Origin of the sequence: Mycobacterium sp. (genome assembly GCF_025965855.1) — a bacterium.
Taxonomy (GTDB): Bacteria; Actinomycetota; Actinomycetes; order Mycobacteriales; family Mycobacteriaceae; genus Mycobacterium.
On record NZ_JAOPWB010000027.1, the window covers coordinates 1 to 18456 of the forward strand.

Annotated in this window: 18 protein-coding genes, 2 pseudogenes and 1 riboswitch; of the genes and pseudogenes, 14 read left to right on the forward strand and 6 right to left on the reverse strand. The window is 68.6% G+C overall.

Annotated elements, in window-relative coordinates:
- Positions 1-183, reverse strand: a 183-nt coding sequence (locus JWP83_RS02140; protein WP_297725327.1) for a hypothetical protein, incomplete at its 3' end; no start/stop codon positions are given.
- On the opposite strand from JWP83_RS02140, the pseudogene JWP83_RS02145 reads away from it, so the two are divergent.
- The 6 genes and pseudogenes from JWP83_RS02145 to JWP83_RS02170 form a co-directional block, all read left to right on the forward strand.
- Positions 133-720 (forward strand): annotated as a pseudogene (locus JWP83_RS02145) (NAD(P)H-dependent flavin oxidoreductase); the annotation flags it as partial. The gene JWP83_RS02140 and the pseudogene JWP83_RS02145 sit on opposite strands and share 51 nt — an antisense overlap.
- Entirely contained in the window at positions 717-1367 is a 651-nt protein-coding gene (locus JWP83_RS02150; protein WP_297725329.1) for a TetR/AcrR family transcriptional regulator, read from the forward strand. The pseudogene JWP83_RS02145 and the gene JWP83_RS02150, both read left to right, overlap by 4 nt.
- Positions 1368-1461: 94 nt before the next feature.
- A riboswitch (M-box (ykoK) riboswitch) is annotated at positions 1462-1631 on the forward strand.
- A 313-nt stretch (positions 1632-1944) separates the two neighbouring features.
- Positions 1945-2178: an Rv1535 family protein gene (locus tag JWP83_RS02155; RefSeq protein ID WP_297725331.1), complete on the forward strand. Its 234-nt coding sequence runs from the start codon at positions 1945-1947 to the stop codon at positions 2176-2178.
- A 391-nt stretch (positions 2179-2569) separates the two neighbouring features.
- Positions 2570-5692, forward strand: coding sequence for an isoleucine--tRNA ligase (ileS, locus tag JWP83_RS02160; protein WP_297725333.1), 3123 nt, complete (start codon positions 2570-2572; stop codon positions 5690-5692).
- 93 nt (positions 5693-5785) lie between these two features.
- Positions 5786-6644 (forward strand): annotated as a pseudogene (locus JWP83_RS02165) (DUF559 domain-containing protein).
- A 162-nt stretch (positions 6645-6806) separates the two neighbouring features.
- Complete coding sequence (locus JWP83_RS02170) at positions 6807-7811, forward strand: hypothetical protein (protein ID WP_297725335.1); 1005 nt, start codon at positions 6807-6809, stop codon at positions 7809-7811.
- Positions 7812-7932: 121 nt separating this feature from the next.
- Here JWP83_RS02170 and JWP83_RS02175 read toward each other — a convergent pair whose 3' ends face one another.
- Both JWP83_RS02175 and JWP83_RS02180 read right to left on the reverse strand, forming a co-directional pair.
- Positions 7933-8415, reverse strand: coding sequence for a hypothetical protein (locus tag JWP83_RS02175; RefSeq protein WP_297725337.1), 483 nt, complete (start codon positions 8413-8415; stop codon positions 7933-7935).
- Positions 8415-8984: a class I SAM-dependent methyltransferase gene (locus JWP83_RS02180; RefSeq protein WP_297725339.1), complete on the reverse strand. Its 570-nt coding sequence runs from the start codon at positions 8982-8984 to the stop codon at positions 8415-8417. The genes JWP83_RS02175 and JWP83_RS02180 overlap by 1 nt, the downstream gene beginning before the upstream one ends.
- 49 nt (positions 8985-9033) lie before the next feature.
- Between JWP83_RS02180 and JWP83_RS02185 the strand changes: the two genes are divergently transcribed.
- Positions 9034-10437: a DNA polymerase IV gene (locus tag JWP83_RS02185; RefSeq protein ID WP_297725372.1), complete on the forward strand. Its 1404-nt coding sequence runs from the start codon at positions 9034-9036 to the stop codon at positions 10435-10437.
- Here JWP83_RS02185 and JWP83_RS02190 read toward each other — a convergent pair.
- Positions 10402-11340: an asparaginase gene (locus JWP83_RS02190; RefSeq protein WP_297725341.1), complete on the reverse strand. Its 939-nt coding sequence runs from the start codon at positions 11338-11340 to the stop codon at positions 10402-10404. The two genes, JWP83_RS02185 and JWP83_RS02190, sit on opposite strands and share 36 nt — an antisense overlap.
- A 70-nt stretch (positions 11341-11410) precedes the next feature.
- Between JWP83_RS02190 and lspA the strand changes: the two genes are divergently transcribed.
- From lspA to JWP83_RS02205, 3 genes are all read left to right on the forward strand, one after another.
- On the forward strand, positions 11411-12004 hold the full coding sequence (lspA, locus tag JWP83_RS02195) for a signal peptidase II (RefSeq protein ID WP_297725343.1): 594 nt from the start codon (positions 11411-11413) through the stop codon (positions 12002-12004).
- The gene (locus tag JWP83_RS02200; RefSeq protein ID WP_297725345.1) at positions 12001-12927 is read left to right on the forward strand and encodes an RluA family pseudouridine synthase; all 927 of its coding nucleotides are present in this window, start codon (positions 12001-12003) and stop codon (positions 12925-12927) included. The genes lspA and JWP83_RS02200 overlap by 4 nt, the downstream gene beginning before the upstream one ends.
- A gap of 131 nt (positions 12928-13058) precedes the next feature.
- Positions 13059-13475, forward strand: coding sequence for a nuclear transport factor 2 family protein (locus JWP83_RS02205; protein ID WP_297725348.1), 417 nt, complete (start codon positions 13059-13061; stop codon positions 13473-13475).
- Here JWP83_RS02205 and JWP83_RS02210 read toward each other — a convergent pair whose 3' ends face one another.
- Complete coding sequence (locus JWP83_RS02210; protein WP_297725350.1) at positions 13476-14234, reverse strand: methyltransferase domain-containing protein; 759 nt, start codon at positions 14232-14234, stop codon at positions 13476-13478.
- A 79-nt stretch (positions 14235-14313) separates the two neighbouring features.
- Between JWP83_RS02210 and JWP83_RS02215 the strand changes: the two genes are divergently transcribed.
- Together JWP83_RS02215 and JWP83_RS02220 are read left to right on the forward strand one after the other, a co-directional pair.
- On the forward strand, positions 14314-14691 hold the full coding sequence (locus tag JWP83_RS02215; RefSeq protein WP_297725374.1) for a YciI family protein: 378 nt from the start codon (positions 14314-14316) through the stop codon (positions 14689-14691).
- A complete protein-coding gene (locus JWP83_RS02220; RefSeq protein ID WP_297725352.1) occupies positions 14676-15911 on the forward strand; it encodes a DUF6596 domain-containing protein in 1236 nt (411 codons plus the stop codon). The genes JWP83_RS02215 and JWP83_RS02220 overlap by 16 nt, the downstream gene beginning before the upstream one ends.
- 4 nt (positions 15912-15915) lie before the next feature.
- Here the strand turns inward: JWP83_RS02220 and JWP83_RS02225 are convergent, their stop codons facing one another.
- The gene (locus tag JWP83_RS02225) at positions 15916-16320 is read right to left on the reverse strand and encodes a group 1 truncated hemoglobin (protein WP_297725354.1); all 405 of its coding nucleotides are present in this window, start codon (positions 16318-16320) and stop codon (positions 15916-15918) included.
- A 222-nt stretch (positions 16321-16542) separates the two neighbouring features.
- On the opposite strand from JWP83_RS02225, the gene JWP83_RS02230 reads away from it, so the two are divergent.
- Together JWP83_RS02230 and JWP83_RS02235 are read left to right on the forward strand one after the other, a co-directional pair.
- Positions 16543-17562 (forward strand): SDR family NAD(P)-dependent oxidoreductase, encoded by a 1020-nt coding sequence (locus tag JWP83_RS02230; RefSeq protein ID WP_297725357.1) that lies wholly within the window; start codon positions 16543-16545, stop codon positions 17560-17562.
- A gap of 4 nt (positions 17563-17566) precedes the next feature.
- Complete coding sequence (locus JWP83_RS02235) at positions 17567-18370, forward strand: SDR family oxidoreductase (protein WP_297725359.1); 804 nt, start codon at positions 17567-17569, stop codon at positions 18368-18370.
- Positions 18371-18456 lie beyond the last annotated feature (86 nt).

Genomic DNA, 18456 nt, shown 5'->3' on the forward strand with positions numbered 1-18456 from the left:
CGGGGCCTGCCGTTGCGCCGCCTGGAGGCGGGGATAAACCTCGGCGGGAGTTTCCTCGGCGCCGTAGTCCAGCGTCGGTAGACCGGCACCGGCTCGGCGGAGCAGCTCACCGAGATCGCCGAGCTCATCACCGCCGCGGGCGTCGACCTGATCGTCGCGCAGGGCACCGAGGCCGGCGGTCACACCGGCGAGGTGGCGACCATGGTCCTGGTCCCGGAAGTCGTCGATGCCGTGGCGCCGACGCCCGTGCTCGCCGCCGGCGGGATCGCCCGCGGTCGCCAGGTCGCCGCGGCCCTGGCGCTGGGCGCGGAGGGCGTGTGGTGCGGCTCGGTGTGGCTGACCACCGAAGAGGCCGAGACCGTCCCCGTGGTCAAGGAGAAGTTCTTGGCGGCCAGCTCCTCGGACACGGTGCGCTCGCGTTCCATGACCGGTAAGCCGGCGCGGATGCTGCGCACGGCCTGGACCGACGAGTGGGCGCGGCCGGACACCCCCGATCCGCTCGGCATGCCGCTGCAGACCGCGCTGGTCACCGGCCCCCAGGTGCGCATCAACCAGGCCGCCACCCATCCGGGATCCCAGGCGCGCGAGCTGGCGACGTACTTCGTCGGCCAGGTGGTCGGTTCGCTCGACCGGGTGCGCCCGGCGCGCTCGGTGGTGCTCGAGATGGTGGAGGAGTTCATCGACACCATCGGCCGACTCGACGGCCTGGTCGATACGTGACCAGCGCGACCCGGCGGCGCCGCGCGGTCAGTGACGAGGACAAGTCGCAGCGGCGCGACCAGATCATGGTGGCCGCCAAAGAAGTGTTCGCGCGCAAGGGTTTTCATGCGACGACGATCGCCGACATTGCCAAGCGGGCCGGCCTGGCCTACGGCTCGGTGTATTGGTACTTCGACTCCAAGGACGAGCTGTTCCACGCGTTGATGGCCGCCGAGGAGAGCTCGTTGCGAGCCCATGTCTCTGCGGCGCTGGGTGTTCCGGCGGCGAACGTCGGGCAAGAGGAGTCGCTCCGGGTCGCCGTGCGGGCGACGCTGGAGTTCTTCGAGTCCGACAGGGCCACCGTCAAGCTGCTGCTCCGCGACCCTTGTGCGCTGGGTGAACGATTCGAAAAGCATCTCGGCGGGATCTACGAACGGTTCATCGACGACATCGAGGCCTTCATCATCGCCGCCCAGGAGCGCGGCGAGGTGGTGACCGCCCCGCCGCGCATGGTGGCCTACACGCTGGCGGCGCTGGTTGGGCAGCTGGCGCACCGGCGGCTGAGCACCGACGACGACGTCACCGCAGCTCAGGTCGCTGATTTCGTCGTCGCGCTGGTGCTTGACGGGCTGCGGCCCCGGCGCGCCGGCGCCGCTGAAGCTGGTTAAATCCTGTGTGCCCGCGTAATGACTGCATAAAGATCCGGCTACACAGCACAGATCACATTGACCGCGTTATGCCGGTCGTGCATGATCGGTCGCGTATGCACCTCGTTAGGTGAGGCGTCTACACGAATACAGGCCACTGACCCCGAACGTCCAAAGACGCCCCGGGTCAGGACAGCTCCTCCCGGCTTAAGGGTTGAGCCCAGGTGGCTTCCGAGATATCGGACACGTCGTGTAGTGCCAAAGCTCTGACGAGAGGGGTGCGGATCTCCGGCCGGTGGTCGGATTCTGAACTCCTTTCGGTGCGCGTGGATGGCGCGGGCAACCGCACGCGTCGTGATCGTCGAGGAGGTGAGGGACGTATGAGTTCCAGCGATAGTCCGGATCGAAGTCCGGGCCGTGTTCCGTCCCGATCCGGCCTCCGGCGCGCCGTTGTCGGCTGAGGCGCCGCAACGCTAATCGGCTTACCGGCCAAGCGTTCTCGGATCGGAACCACAACGGGATGGGACACGTCAGTCCAATCAACGTTTTGATTCCATCGCTCGGCGCCAGGCCGCCGAGCAAAGCTCAGGAGACGATCATGACCGCAGCTCTGTACGACGAAGTGGTAACCGTTGCGCCCGCCCGCAAGCTGACCGTGGTGCGCGACGCAGCCCCGGCTCCCGCGCCCGAGAAGGCGACGCGCCGAGTTGAGGGCCCGACCATCGTCATCACCGACCCGCTGGTGGATGGCGCCGCTCACTTCTTGACCATCGGCGTGCGTCACGTGTACGCGGCCCTGTGGCGGGTGGGCGTGCTCGAAGTCCGGGCGTAGTGGCGATCGCAAGCGCGGCGCAGCCGGGCGCAGCGGGTCGCCACCATCGGCGTAGTGGCGATCGCAAGCGCGGCGCAGTCCGATGGAGAGCGACCAACCGTGCCTATTGCTCCGAGGCGCTACCCGGCCGCAGGTCTTCCCTGAGGCCGGGTAGTCCCTTGGAGCGCGAGGTTCCGTAGAATCGAACCAGTGGCATCGATCCGGCGATCACCGGGGAGCCTTCGGAAGAACGGCCGGCAGGCTCAGTAGAACCGAACGGGTAGGCCCGTCACAGCCGTGATCGAGCGGTCGCGTGAAAGCGCGGCAAGCGGGGTGGTACCGCGGCGCTCGCGCACCTTGCGCGTCGTCGTCCCCGGCCTGAGCATGATGGCCCCAGGAGACGACACAGACCGTGACCGAGAACGCTGACGTCAAGGCGTATCCGAAGCTGGCCGGCGGGGCGCCCGATTTCCCGGCGCTCGAAGTCGAGGTTCTCGACTACTGGGCCCGCGACGACACCTTCCGGGCGAGCATCGCCCGCCGTGACGGCGCCCCTGAGTACGTCTTCTACGACGGGCCGCTGTTCGCCAACGGGCTGCCCCACTACGGTCACCTGCTCACCGGGTACGTCAAAGACATCGTGCCGCGGTATCGCACCATGCGGGGCTACAAGGTCGAGCGCCGGTTCGGCTGGGACACCCACGGGCTGCCCGCCGAACTGGAAGTCGAGCGCCAGCTCGGGATCACCGACAAGTCCCAGATCGACTCGATGGGAATCGCCGCGTTCAACGAGGCCTGCCGTGAATCGGTGTTGCGCTACACCAACGAGTGGCGCGCGTATGTGACGCGCCAGGCGCGCTGGGTCGACTTCGACAACGACTACAAGACGCTGGATCCCACCTACATGGAGTCCGTGATCTGGGCGTTCAAACAGCTGTGGGACAAGGGCCTGGTCTACGAGGGCTATCGGGTGCTGCCGTACTGCTGGCGCGACGAAACCCCGTTGTCCAACCACGAATTGCGGATGGACGACGACGTTTACCAGAGCCGCCAGGACCCGGCGATCACCGTGGGCTTCAAGGTCGCGGGCGGAGCGCTGGATGGGGCCTATCTGTTGGTGTGGACGACGACGCCGTGGACCCTGCCGTCGAACCTCGCGGTGGCCGTCAATCCGGACGTGACCTATGTTGCGGTGCGGGCGGGGGAGCGCCGTTTCGTGCTGGCCGAGGCGCGGCTGGCCGCCTACGCCCGAGAGTTGGGGGAAGAGCCCGAAATACTGGGCACCTATACCGGCGCCGAGCTGTTGGGCACGCGGTACCTTCCGCCGTTCCCGTATTTCATGGACACCGCAAAGGCGTTTCAGGTGCTTGCCGGTGACTTCGTGACCACCGAGGACGGCACCGGGATCGTGCACATGGCTCCCGCCTACGGCGAGGACGACATGGCCACCACCGACAAGGTCGGCATCGTGCCCGTCACCCCGGTCGATTCGAAGGGCCGGTTCGACGCAAGCGTCCCGGATTACCAGGGGCAGCGCGTCTTTGACGCGAACCCGCAGATCATCCGCGACCTGAAGAACCAGAGCGGTCCGGCCGCGGCCAACGGCGCGGTGCTGGTCCGGCACGAGACCTACGAGCACCCCTACCCGCACTGCTGGCGGTGCCGCAATCCGCTGATCTATCGGGCGGTGTCGTCGTGGTTCGTCGCGGTCACCGAATTCCGGGACCGCATGGTGGAACTCAACCAGCAGATCACGTGGTATCCCGAACACGTCAAGGACGGCCAGTTCGGCAAGTGGTTGCAGGGCGCGCGCGACTGGTCGATCTCGCGAAACCGCTACTGGGGCACGCCGATTCCCGTGTGGAAGTCCGACGATCCGGCGTATCCGCGCATCGATGTCTACGGCAGCCTGGACGAGCTGGAACGCGACTTCGGGGTGCGGCCCACCAATCTGCACCGGCCCTACATCGACGAGCTGACCAGGCCCAACCCCGATGACCCCAGCGGTCGCAGCACGATGCGGCGCATTCCCGACGTGCTCGACGTGTGGTTCGACTCGGGCTCTATGCCGTACGCCCAGGTGCACTACCCGTTCGAAAACGGGGAGTGGTTCGACGGGCATTATCCGGGTGACTTCATCGTCGAATACATCGGCCAGACCCGCGGCTGGTTTTACACGCTGCACGTGCTGGCTACCGCGCTCTTCGACCGTCCGGCGTTCAAAACCTGTGTGGCGCATGGGATTGTGCTGGGATCAGACGGCCAGAAGATGAGCAAGTCGCTGCGCAACTACCCCGACGTTTCCGAGGTGTTCGACCGCGACGGCTCCGATGCGATGCGGTGGTTCCTGATGGCCTCGCCGATCTTGCGCGGCGGCAACCTGATCGTCACCGAGCAGGGAATCCGCGAAGGCGTGCGCCAGGTGCTGCTGCCGCTGTGGAACGCCTACAGCTTCCTGGCCCTCTACGCGCCGAAAGTCGGCAACTGGCGCACGGATTCGACCAACGTGCTGGACCGCTACATCCTGGCCAAGCTGGCGGAGCTGCGCGACAGCCTCACCGACTCGATGGACGTATACGACATCTCGGGGGCCTGCGAGCAGCTGCGTCAGTTCACCGAGGCGTTGACGAATTGGTATGTGCGACGGTCGCGTTCCCGATTCTGGGAGGAAGACGTCGACGCCATCGACACCCTGCACACCGTCCTGGAGGTGAGCGCTCGCTTGGCCGCTCCACTGCTCCCGTCGGTAACTGAGGTGATTTGGCGCGGCCTGACCTCTGGGCGGTCGGTGCACCTGACCGACTGGCCGGCGGAAGCGCTGCCCGCCGATCCCGATCTGGTCGCCGCGATGGATCAGGTCCGCGAAGTGTGCTCGACCGCCTCGTCGCTGCGCAAGGCCAAGAAGCTGCGGGTGCGCCTGCCGTTGCCGAAACTGACTGTAGCCGTGGAGAATCCGCAGCGGTTGGGGCCGTTTGTCGACCTGATCGCCGACGAGCTCAACGTCAAGCGCGTCGAACTGACCGACGCGATCGACACCTATGGCCGGTTCGAGCTCACCGTCAACGCGCGGGTGGCCGGGCCGCGGCTGGGCAAGGACGTGCAGGCCGCCATCAAGGCGGTCAAGGCGGGGGAAGGCGTCGTCAACCCGGACGGCACCCTGACGGCGGGCGTTGCGGTGCTGCGACCCGACGAGTACAGCTCGCGGCTCGTGGCGGCCGACCCGGATTACACCGCGGCGCTGCCCGACGGGTCCGGTCTGGTCGTCCTGGACGGCACGGTGACCCCGGAGCTGGAGGCCGAGGGCTGGGCCAAGGACCGGATTCGCGAGCTGCAGGAACTGCGCAAGTCGACCGGGCTCGACGTGTCCGATCGAATCAGCGTGGTGATGTCGGTGCCCGCCGAGCGGGCCGAGTGGGCGCGGACGCACCGCGACCTGATCGCGGGGGAGATCCTCGCGACCAGCTTCGAGTTCGGCGAGCCCGCCGATGGTGCGGAGATCGGCGACCGGGTGCGGGTGGCCATCGCTAAAGCTTGAGCGCGAAAGTGCAACTGGCGACGCATTTCCCGAGTAAGGGCGTCGGTAGTTGCACCTTCGCGCCCTGTCGGAGGGCCATGGCAGTCTGCGGCGATGGGGAAGGGGACACCATTCATCGGCACGCAAGCGGTCGTCGCCGGTACGTTCACGAACGTGAGCTGCGACGGTTCTGAACGCGGAGCTACCGCAACGTCTACCAACGCCGCGACAGCGGGCTGACCGCGAAAGATAGAGCGGTAGCCGCCTGGCTGTGGTCCGGAAAGAAGGCGGTCGTCGCCGGGAATTCCGCGGCTGCCCTACTCGGCGCGGAGTGGATCGATCCTCACGCACCGGCGGAACTCATCTGCGGGCGCAAACGTCCGCCGTTGATCGTCACCCGGAACGACTCGCTGCCGGCCGGTGAGGTCACCCTGGTCAACGGCGTGGCGATCACGTCGCCTGCCCGCACCGCGTTCGACCTGGGCCGGCGTCCCGGACTGGTTCCCGCCGTCATTGCTGTCGATTCGTTGGCGCGGGCTACCGGGCTTACGGTCGACGACGTTGGACCGCTGATCGACGCCCACCGCGGAGCTCGCGGCATGAAGCAGCTTCGACGGGTCTTGCCACTGGTCGATGCAGGTGCGGAATCGCCCCAGGAAACGCGGACCAGGCTTGCGATATCTCGGCGGGTTTACCCAGGCCGCAGACCCAGATTCTGGTGCGCAACGACTGGGGCGCTGTCTTGGCGCGCATCGACATGGGGTGGGAGGAGTGGTACGTCGGCGTCGAGTACGACGGCGCGCAACACTGGACCGATCCGCGCATTCGTGCCGACGACATCGACCGCCTCACCGAGTTGGAGCGCAGAGGTTGGCGCATTATTCGGGTGAGTGGCGACCTGTTGCGTAACCGGCCGGACATCCTCGTGGCTCGGATCCGCGAAGCCCTGCGTGCCGCAGGCTATGCCTGTTGACCGCGAAAGTGCAGCTAGCTGCGCATTTCCCAAGAGGCGCCGTCGGTAGTTGCACTTTCGCGGAAAAAGGTTTCCAAAAAAGTGTCCGAGCCATCGGGGGTGGCTGCTCCTACCTGTGACGGCGGCCCAACCGGGGCCGCGACCACAGTTAAGGAACACGCCATGAGCACCATCGAAGACTTCCAGTCGGCTACCTTCGCCGCCATCCCGCACGAGGACCTCACAGTCGCCGAGGCGTGGGCGTCGAGCCCGCTGGGCGCCCCCTCGGTCGAAGGCTTCCGGTCGGCTACGTTCGCCGCCATCCCGCACGAGGACCTCACGGTCGGCGAGGCGTGGGCGTCGAGCCCGCTGGGCGACCCCTCGGTCGAAGACGGATTCCTGTCGGAGCCCGCAAACGTTGAGGATTTCCCGCCGACGACCTTGACCGCGGTGCCGCGATCGCGGGGAACGAACGTCCTGGTGGGCGCGGCGGTGGTCGCTGGGCTCGGGGTCGTCGCCGGGCTTGGCATGATGCTCGTTAACGGGACGGGTTCGAAGCAAGAGAAGCCGGCCGTCGTCGTTCCGAACTCCAGTGTCGGTTCGGTGACGCCGCAGGCTCCCAGCGCGATTGCGCCGCCGCCCGTGGCGCCGGCGCCGCCATCGATCGCCACGCCTCCCAATGCCGCGCAACTGCCGAGCGGACCCGTCAGTGGCGGGGGCGCGCCGGTGTGGAGGGTCCCCGCGCCGGCACCTGCGCCGACCGTCGCAGCGGCCCCTGCCGACCCGGGCACCCCGCCCTACCTGCCGGCCGACCGGGACACCCCGCCCTACCTGCCGGCCGACCGGGACGACACCCCGCCGCCCCCACCGAACGTGACGGTGAACATCCCGCCGGTGGTGGTACCCGTGCCCATACCCGTGCCCGTGCCCACGCCGCCGGATGGCGGCCAGCAAAGCGGCGGTCAGGGTGGCGGTGCCCAGCAGGGTGGCGGTGCCCAGCAGGGTGGCGGCCACGGACCGATCGAGTGCCTCGCATGCCAGCAGCATCCGATCCAGCAGCAGCCGATCCACCCCCAGCCGATTCAGCAGCAGCCGGTTCACCCGCAGCCGATTCAGCAGCAGCCGGTCCACCCGCAGCCGATTCAGCAGCAGCCGGTTCACCCGCAGCCGATTCAGCAGCATCACTGAGAGGTGGGCACGGGGCGAGGCCGGACTTGAGCCGGTCTCGCCCTTGTGTCGACTGCGGGCGTAACGCCACGGCGAAAATCCGGTCGAGATTTCGCCGTGGCGTTACGCCCGTGGCCAATCGCTAGCCGGATCGCAGCGCGCGGTGGGCGTGCGGCCAGAAGGGCATGCCGGCCACGACGGTCCCGCCGGCAGCGATGACGGCGACCGCAACGTCGACGCTCTGGCGGCCCTCCCGCGCCCAGTAAACGTCCTTGAGGTCCAGCAGCAGGGCCAGCTCGTCGACAATCATCGCGTTCGCGGCACCGAATGCCACCGCCGCCGCGGGGTGTCGTCGCTGCTTTTCGGTTCCGCGCAGACCCACGCCGGCCACCGTCGCCAGCATCCCGATACCGATGTTGTAGTGGTGAAAATGCTTGCCGCCCAGTTTCATACCGCCACCCGGCGGACCATGGCCGCCGCGGATCCAGTGAGTGAGTCCGCGCAGCCCGGCGAAGGTGAGGGTGAATGACGCCCAGGCCAGAACGGTGGCCTGCTCACCGGGTTCCAGCCGCTCGCCCCATTGGCGGCGCAGCCGCGCCCATCGTGATGGCGGCGCGTCACCCATCAGGCGGCCTTGACCGCTCGCCAGCGCTGCCTGCCCGTGCCGATCTTGACCTCCACGTCGTGAAACCCGGCCGCCCGCAAGCGGTCTCCCAACGTCTCCGGCGGCACCGGATTGCAGGTGTCGCGGAAATGCAGGATTCGAAACATCAGGGACGGCACGCCGTCGCTGCCGGCGAAGACGCCGCCTGGCCGAAGCACGCGGAAGGCCTCGGCGAACAACCGGTCCTGCAGCTCGGCGGTCGGGACGTGGTGCAGCATCGTGAACGACACCACCGAGCTGAACTCGTTGTCCGGCAACCCGGTATCGGTGCCGTCGCCGTTGATGATGCGCGCGCGACCGCCGTGGAGCCGCTGCAGCCGCTCCGCCAACGGGGCGTCGATCTCCACCGCGGTGAGCTTCGGCGTCTTGTCCACCAGCACGCGCAAAAATGCGCCGTATCCGGGGCCGATCTCAAGGGCGTTGTCACCCAGCTCCACGTCGGCGAGAACCGTCGGCAACACATGGGTCTCAACTTCCTTGGCCCAACGGTTCGAGTTGCAGCACAGCCGGTGGCAGAGGTTCATCGCCATACCCGACGACGGTAGCCCAATAGCATTTGCAGTTGTGGAGTCCCGGTGGGTGTTGCACCTGGACATGGACGCGTTTTTCGCCTCCGTCGAACAACTCACCCGACCGACCCTGTGGGGGCGGCCGGTGCTGGTCGGCGGCCTGGGCGGCCGGGGCGTCGTGGCCGGCGCCAGCTACGAGGCCCGGGTGTTCGGTGCCCGGTCGGCCATGCCGATGCACCAGGCCCGCCGGCTGATCGGCGTGACCGCCGTGGTGCTGCCGCCGCGCGGTGTGGTCTACGGGGTGGCCAGCCGCCGGGTCTTCGACACCGTGCGCGGCGTGGTGCCCGTCGTCGAACAGCTGTCCTTCGACGAGGCCTTCGGCGAGCCGCCCCAACTTGCCGGGGCATCGGCCGAGGACGTCGAGGCGTTCTGCGAGGGCCTGCGCCGACGGGTGCGCGACGTGACGGGTCTGGTCGCGTCGGTGGGTGCGGGCTCGGGGAAGCAGATCGCCAAGATCGCCTCCGCGCTGGCCAAGCCCGATGGCGTTCGGGTGGTCGGGCGCGCCGAAGAACAAGTTCTCCTCGGCGGGTTGCCGGTGCGGCGGCTGTGGGGCATCGGGCCGGTCGCCGAGGAGAAGCTGAATCGGCTCGGCATCGAGACGATCGGTGAGCTGGCCGCGCTGACCGACGCCGAGGTGGCCAACATCCTGGGAGCGACGGTCGGCCCGGCGCTGCACCGCCTGGCCCGCGGCATCGACGACCGCCCCGTCACCGAGCGCGCCGAGGCCAAGCAGATCAGCTCGGAGTCGACCTTCGCCGCCGACCTGACCAGCCTCGAGCAGCTGCGCGACGCGATCGACCCGATCGCCGAGCACGCGCACCAACGCCTGTTGCGCGACGGCCGCGGCGCCCGCACCGTCACGGTCAAGCTGAAGAAGGCCGACATGAGCACGCTGACCCGCTCGGCGACGCTGCCCTACGCGACGACCGAGGCCGGGGCGCTGATCGCGACGGCGCGCCGGCTGCTCCTCGACCCGCGCGAAATCGGGCCGATTCGCCTTCTCGGCGTTGGGTTTTCGGGGCTGAGCGACGTGCGCCAGGAGTCGTTGTTCCCGGACCTGGAGTTCTCGGAACCGGAACCGGACACCCAGCATTCGGTCGAGACCGCAACCGAGGCCATGTTCGCGTCGGGCGCCGAGGCCTCGCCGTGGCGGATCGGCGACGATGTGGCGCACCGCGAACTCGGGCACGGCTGGGTGCAGGGCGCAGGCCACGGTGTGGTGACCGTGCGGTTCGAGACCCGCAGTTCGGGCCCGGGCCAGGCGCGCACGTTTCCCGCCGGGACCGGCGACCTCGCGGGCGCCAACCCGGTCGACTCCCTGGACTGGCCCGACTATCTCAGTGGCCTCCAGGCCGACGCGCTGCAGGCCGACGCGTTGTCAGCCCCAGCGGTCGATGACGTCGGCGACGGGTAGCCCCGCGGCCAGCGCGGCCATCATCAGCACCCGGGCCTGCGACGGCCGCAGCCGCGGCACCATCACCGCGCCGGCGGCAGCCATGTCGTGGCCCGGACCGTAACCCGCGCTGACACGCCCGCCCGGGACCCGCGTGGACACCGCGACCACCACCCCGTCGCCGCAATGCCGGCGCACCCCGTCGACGACCGCCGCTCCGGCGTTGCCCGAACCCAGCGCCTCCAGCACGACGCCCCGTGCGCCGGCGGCCACACACGCATCCAGCGCCACCGAGTCACTCCCGAGGTATGCCGCCACGATGTCGACCCTCGGCGCGCCGGCGGCGCCGAGGTCGCCGAGATACGGGCGAACCTTCGGGCCGGTCATCCTCACGCCTCCGTCCACCATGCCGACCAGCTCGCCGGCGAAGCCACTCAGGTCCTCGGTGGCCACCTTGTGCATGCCCAGCGGTTGCAGCACCCGGCCGGCGAAGCACACGAGCACCCCCAGACCGCGGGCGGCCGGGCTGGCCGCGAGCGCAAGCGCGTCGCGCAGGTTGGCGGGACCGTCGGCGTCGGGGGCGTCGGCGCTGCGCATGGCCCCGGTGAGGACGACCGGGATGTTCCCCGCATGGGTGAGGTCCAGCCACAGGGCGCTCTCTTCCATGGTGTCGGTGCCGTGGGTGATGACCACACCGTCGGCGCCGTCATCGATCGCGGCTCCCGCCGCGGCACGGATTCGGTCCCAATCGGCCGGCGTCAGCTCGGAGCTGTCGAGCGCCAGCAGGTCGACGACGTCGACGTCGAGGCCCTTGCTCAAGGGTCGCGTGAGATCCGCTCCGCTGTAGGCCGGTCGGCGCACGCCGTCGGCGCCCGTGCCGGTCGATATCGTGCCGCCGGTGGCGATGACGGTGAGGCGGGCCATGCTGGAATCATTGCGCACGCCGCGTCCGGGCCCCGGCGAGGCGGCATCCGAATTGAGGGATGATGGGGGAGTGCCAGAGCAATCAATGGGACCGGCAGAGCCGGTGACCTCGGCCGGCGAGCCCGGCGAGGCCGGCGAGCCCGGGGACGTCAGGCGGCAGGAACCCGCTGCGAGGCGGCTGCGCCTGCTGCTGTCGGTCGCGGCGGTGGTGCTGGCCCTGGACATCGTGACCAAGGTGCTTGCCGTCAAGCTGCTGCCCCCCGGTCAGCCGGTGTCGATCATCGGCGACACCGTGACGTGGACCTTGGTGCGCAATTCGGGCGCGGCGTTCTCGATGGCCACCGGATACACCTGGGTGCTGACGCTGATCGCGACGGGTGTGGTGGTCGGCATCTTCTGGATGGGACGGCGGCTGGTGTCCCCCTGGTGGGCGGTCGGGCTCGGGATGATCCTCGGCGGCGCGATGGGCAATCTGGTCGATCGCTTCTTCCGGGCGCCCGGGCCGCTGCGCGGCCATGTCGTGGACTTCTTGTCGGTTGGCTGGTGGCCGGTGTTCAACGTCGCCGACCCGTCGGTGGTCGGCGGGGCCATCCTCTTGGTGGTGCTGTCGATCTTCGGTTACGACTTCGACATTGTGGGTCGGCGCAAGGCCGTCGAGCGTTGACCGAGCGTTCGATGCCCGTCCCGGAGGGACTGGCGGGCATGCGTGTTGACGCCGGGCTGGCGCGGCTGCTGGGGCTGTCGCGGACCGCGGCGGCGGCGCTGGCCGAGGACGGCGGCGTGGAACTGGACGGGGTGCAGGCGGGCAAGTCCGACCGCCTGACAAACGGCGCCTGGCTGCACGTGCGCCTGCCCGACGCGCCGGCGCCGCCGGAAAACACGCCCGTCGACATCGAGGGAATGACGATCCTGTATTCCGACGACGACATCGTCGCGGTCGACAAACCGGCGGCGGTGGCCGCGCACGCGTCGGTCGGCTGGACCGGACCCACGGTGCTGGGCGGCCTGGCCGCGGCCGGTTACCGGATCACCACATCCGGGGTGCCGGAGCGGCAGGGCATCGTGCATCGCCTCGACGTCGGCACTTCCGGGGTGATGGTGGTGGCACTCTCCGAGCGCGCCTACACGGTGCTCAAGCGGGCGTTCAAGCAGCGCACCGTCGACAAGCGCTACCACGCGCTGGTGCAGGGGCACCCGGATCCGTCCAGCGGGACGATCGACGCGCCGATCGGGCGGCACCGCGGCGGCGAGTGGAAGTTCGCGGTCACCACTAACGGCCGGCACAGCCTCACCCACTACGACACCCTGGAAGCCTTCGTCGCCGCCAGCCTGCTCGACGTGCACCTGGAAACGGGCCGCACCCATCAGATCCGGGTGCATTTCTCCGCCCTGCACCACCCGTGCTGCGGCGACCTCGTCTACGGCGCCGACCCGAAGCTAGCGAAAAGGCTTGGGCTGGAACGGCAATGGCTGCACGCGCGTTCGCTGGCCTTCGCCCATCCGGCCGACGGCCGGCGGATGGAGATCGTCAGCCCCTACCCGCCGGATCTGCAGCATGCGCTGGACGTGCTGCGCGACGAGGGGTGAAGGAGCGTGAGTTCCAGCGCCGACAGTGAATCTCGCGACGCGACACGCCAGTGACGCGTCGCAAAATTCACAATCGACGGCGGCTGCGCGCTGCTCTGCACCCGCCGGAAAACGATGGCACCATGGCTGTTATGGCCGATGCCGTAAGCAGCTTTCGCGCCGCATCCGAGGCCAATAACATCGATGCCCTGATGGAGACGCTTGCTGCGGACGCCAAATTGCTCTCACCGATCTCCGGCCGCATGGTCTTCCGGGGCAGGCGGGATCTCAGGATCCTTTTCACCGCGATCTACGGCAGCCTCGGCCAATTGCGTTGGCGCGAGGAAATCGGAGACGATAGCGCGCGGGTCGTCGTCGGCGAAGCACGTGTCTTCGGCGTCCCGCTGCACGACGCCATGGTTCTCGACCTGACGGTCGACGGGCAGATAGAGCGCATCCGGCCGCACATACGTCCCTGGCTCGCGCTCACCCTTCTTTTCTTCCGGGTAATTCCAATGATTGCCGGTCATCCACGAGTCGTCTGGCGGGCATTGCGCGACGAGGGCTGATCACCCGGGCTTGCGGGCCTCGACGAGCACCCGCGTCGGGTGCGCGACGAACGGCCCCTCGGCCTCGATCCGCTCGTGAAGTTCGCGCAGCCGGTCGCGATAGCGCTCCACGGTGAAGTCCGGCACCGTCCAAATCACCTTGCGCAGGAAGTAGACGACGGCGCCGATGTCGAAGAACTCGGCCCGTAGCCGTTCCATGCGCAGATCCATGACCTGCAGGCCTGCGGCCTGTACCTGCTCGCCGACCGCGTCCGGATGAAACTCGGCCCATTTCTCCGGCTGCGGCCCGATGAAGTATTCGACCAGCTCGCCCATGGTGGCGGGCCCGATGTGCTGAGCGAAGTAGGTGCCGCCCGGCCGGAGCACCCGAAGGATCTCGTTCCACCACACGGAGATCGGATGACGCGTGGTCACCAGGTCGAAGGCTTCGTCGGCGAACGGCAACGGCGGCTCGTCCCGGGTGCTTATCAGCACCACGCCGAGCGGATGCAAGCGTTTGGTCGCCAGGGCCGCGTTCGGCGGCCACGTCTCGATGGCCGCCATCGTGGGTGGGAACGGTCCCGCCCCCGACAGCACCTCCCCGCCCCCGGTGTGAATGTCCAGCGCGGCGGACACCGTCGCCAAACGGCTGCTCAGCAGCCGCTGGTAGCCCCACGACGGGCGTTCCTCCGTCGCGCGGCCGTCGAGCCAGGAGAAGTCCCAGCCCTCAACGTTTACCGAGTCGGCTTCGGCCACCAGATCTTCGAATGTGCGACCCATGGTTTGCATTGTGGTGTCGATCGGGCGTGGCCTCAATCGTCAATGCGGTGAAACCATTGATAAGGAAAGGGGCACCATCATGCAGTACTGCCTGCTCATGTACTACCAGGAGGGTGGCGAACTCGGCATGACCGAGGAAGACATGGCGCCTGCGCGGGCGGCGTTCGCCAAGTACGCCGACGATCTCGACGCGGCCGGCGTGCTGATCGGCACCCAGGTGCTGCAATCCGCCGTCGCGTCGACCACCTTCTCCGCCCGCGGCGGCGAACCGAGGATCCAGGACGGCCCCTTCGCCGACACCAAGGAACGACTCGGCGGGATCTTCGTCATCGATGTGCCCGACCTGGACGCCGCGCTGTCCTGGGCGAAGCGGTGCCCGGCCGCCGATTGGGGGGCGATCGAAATCCGGCCCGTCGCAGTCACTTACGCGAGCGGCAAGGGATGGTACAGCCCCTGAATGAGGCGCGGGCCCGGGTCGCCGAACTGGTCCGCGGGTGCTATGGCCGGCTGCTGGCGGTGCTGGCCGCGCCGAATGCCGACATCGCCGCGGCCGAGGATGCCCTCGGCGACGCGCTGGAGCGCGCGCTCGCCCGCTGGCCGAACGAGGGGATACCCGCCAACCCGGAAGCCTGGGTTCTCACCGTGGCCCGCAACCGGCTGCGCGACCGGTGGAAATCGCACGGCTACCGAAAGACCGGCCGGCTGCCCGAAACATGGGATGTCAGTGACGATTCCCCGGACCCGGCGGCGATGCCCGAACGCCGCCTGGAGCTGATGCTGGTCTGTGCGCACCCGGCGATCGCCGCCAATTGCCGCACCGCGTTGATGCTGCAGACGGTGCTGGGCATCGATTCGGCGGCGATCGCGCGAGCGTTCTCGCTGCCGCCCGCGACGCTGGCCCAGCGGCTGGTCCGCGCGAAGCGCCGGATTCGCGAGGCGCGCATCCCGTTCGTGGTCCCTGCCCGCGCGGACTTCGACGAGCGGCTGCCGGCCGTGCTGGAGGCCGTCTACGGTGCGTGGGCGATCGATTGGCAGCTCGAGCCGCCCTGTGCGCCGATCGAATCGTTGGCCGCCGAGGCGCTGCATCTGGCACTCGTGTTGGCCGAGCTGCTGCCCGAGGAGCCCGAGGCGCTTGGGCTGGCGGCGCTGATCTGCCTGTCCGAGTCGCGTCGGCCGGCGCGGCGCACCGACCGCGGTGAGTTCGTGCCGCTGGACGAGCAGGACACCCGGCTGTGGGACTCGGGGATGATCGCGCGCGGCGAGGCGCTGTTGCGCCGGGCCCACGGCTTCCGTCGCCCCGGCCGCTACCAATACGAGGCGGCCATCCAGTCGACGCACTGCGCCCGAGCGTACGGCGGGCAGGTCGACTGGGCGGCGTTGCGCAAACTGCATCGGGCGCTGCTGCGCGTTGCCCCGTCGTTGGGTGCGGCGGTTTCCCTGGCGGTCGTCGACGGCCGGCTCGACGGGCCGGAGGCGGGGCTGCTCGCGCTCGACGCGATCACCGATCCGGCAATCGCGCGCTTCCAGCCGGCCTGGACGGCGCGTGCGTATTTGCTGGCCGGAGCGGGGAGACCCGCCGCGGCGCAGGCCTACCGCACGGCCATCGAGCTCACCACCGACCCCGGCGTCGTTCGGTATCTGAGCCGACGGCTCGCCGAGGTCGCGGGGGAGCGTTGAGCTCTCAGACCGTGGTGGTTTCGGGGGATGCGATCTCGGGGGCCAGCGGCGCGATGGCGCTGAGTATTTCGGTGACCGTCGCGGAGGAGACCCCGGCGGCGGCGAGCGCCTCGGCCAAGTGACCGGCCACCAGGCTGAAGTGGTGCATGGTGATGCCGCGACCCTGGTGCACCTGCTTCATCGGCGCGCCGGTGTAGGGCTCGGGGCCGCCGAGTGCGGCCGCGAAGAACTCGACCTGTTTGCCCTTGAGGCGGTTCATGTTGGTCCCGGTGAAAAAGCCGGACAGTTGGCCGTCGGCGAGCACGCGAACGTAGAAGTCGTCGACCACGACTTCGAGGGCCTCGTGCCCGCCGATCCGGTCGTAGATCGTGTTCGGCTCTGGTTTGCGGAAGTGGGCCAGCATTTTCATAACGCCGATCGGAACATTTCGGCGTTGCCCGTCAGTTAGTGTGCGATCACACCCGGATTACCCTGTGTAACAAGCCGATTGCTCTGGCATGGCCACGATGTGGCCGGCCCTGTGAGCCGCAGGATCGGAGTTCACATAGCGGCAATCTGCACTGCCGGCCGACCGATGCCCTAGGTTAGATTTTATGACCCACGTCACACTGCCCGTCAGGAGCAAGAGCCGATGAATCTCCTTGGTGACTTGACGAACTTGGTGGAAAAGCCGCTAGCGGCGGTCTCCAGCATCATCAACACCCCCAACTCGGCCGGGCGATATCGACCGTTCTATTTGCGGAATCTGCTGGACGCGGTGCAGGGCCGCACACTCAGGGACGCCGTGGAGGGCCGGACCGTCCTCATCACCGGGGGGTCGTCGGGCATCGGCGCGGCCGCCGCCAAAAAGATCGCGGAAGCGGGCGGCGTGGTGGTGCTGGTGGCGCGCACCCGGGAGAACCTCGACAAGGTCGCCTCTGAGATCGAAGGCGACGGCGGCACCGCCCACGTGTACCCGTGCGACCTGACCGACATGGACGCCATCGCCGCGATGGCCGATCAGGTGCTCGAGGACCTCGGCGGCGTCGACATCCTCGTCAACAACGCGGGGCGCTCGATTCGGCGCTCGCTGAATCTGTCCTACGACCGCATCCACGACTACCAGCGGACCATGCAACTGAACTACCTCGGCGCGGTCCAGCTCATCCTCAAGTTCATCCCCGGGATGCGCGAGCGCGGCTTCGGCCAGATCATCAACGTCTCCTCGGTCGGCGTGCAGACCCGCGCGCCGCGTTTCGGCGCCTACATCGCCAGCAAGGCCGCCCTCGACAGCCTGTGCGATGCGCTTCAGGCCGAAGTCGTCAACGACGACGTCAAGTTCACCACCGTGCACATGGCGCTGGTGCGCACCGCGATGATCAGTCCGACCACGATGTACGACAAGTTCCCGGCGCTGACGCCCGAGCAGGCCGCCGGCGTGATCACGGATGCTATCGTGCACCGGCCCCGGCGCGCGAGTTCGCCGTTCGGGCAATTCGCCGCCGTCGCCGACGCCGTCAACCCGTCGGTCATGGACCGCGTGCGCAACCGCGCGTTCGCGATGTTCGCGGACTCAGACGCCGCCAAGGGCGGCGAATCGCCCAGCGATGCACAGTCTTTCGACAAGCGGAGCGAGACGTTTGTCCGGGCCACCCGAGGGATACATTGGTGACACCATGAGCCTTCCGAAACCCGACACCGACACGACCGTCGTCATCACCGGCGCCTCCTCGGGCATCGGCGCCGAACTGGCTCGCGGCCTGGCGCGCCGCGGCTTTCCGCTATTGCTGGTCGCGCGGCGCCGCGAGCGCCTCGACGAACTCGCCAACGAGGTGGGCCAGGAGTACTCGGTGGCCGTCGAGGTCCTGCCGCTGGACCTCAACGACGGCAAGGGCCGCGCGAAGTTGGCGGGCCGGCTCCGCGACGAACCGATTGCCGGGCTGTGCAACAGCGCCGGTTTCGGCACCAGCGGGGTCTTCTACGAGTTGCCGCTCGAACGCGAAAGCGAGGAGGTCACCCTCAACGCGCTCGCGTTGATGGAGCTCACCCACGCAGCCCTGCCCGGCATGGTCCAGCGCGGCGCCGGCGCGGTGATGAACATCGCCTCGATCGCCGGTTTCCAGCCGTTGCCGTACATGGCGGTGTATTCGGCCACCAAGGCGTTCGTGCAGACGTTCTCCGAAGCCGTCCACGAGGAGCTGCACGGAACAGGGGTGTCGGTCACGGTGCTGTGTCCGGGCCCGGTGCCGACCGAGTGGGCCGAGATCGCCAACGCCGAGCGGTTCAGCATCCCGGTGGTGCAGGTCTCGCCGCGCGACGTGGCCGAGGCGGCCATCGGGGGGATGCTGGCCGGCAAGCGCAGCGTGGTGCCCGGCATCGTGCCCAAGGTCGTGAGCACCGGCGGCAGGTTCGTGCCGCGCACCTTGCTGCTGCCCGGACTGCGGCTCGGCAACCGATTCCGCGGCGGGCCCAGCCGCTGATGGCCTTGTTTGCGTTGGTCCCGGTCGTCACATGCGCCTCTCCGCCGGGAAGGGGCCAATGGGGCGGATGTGGCAAGGGCCTCGGG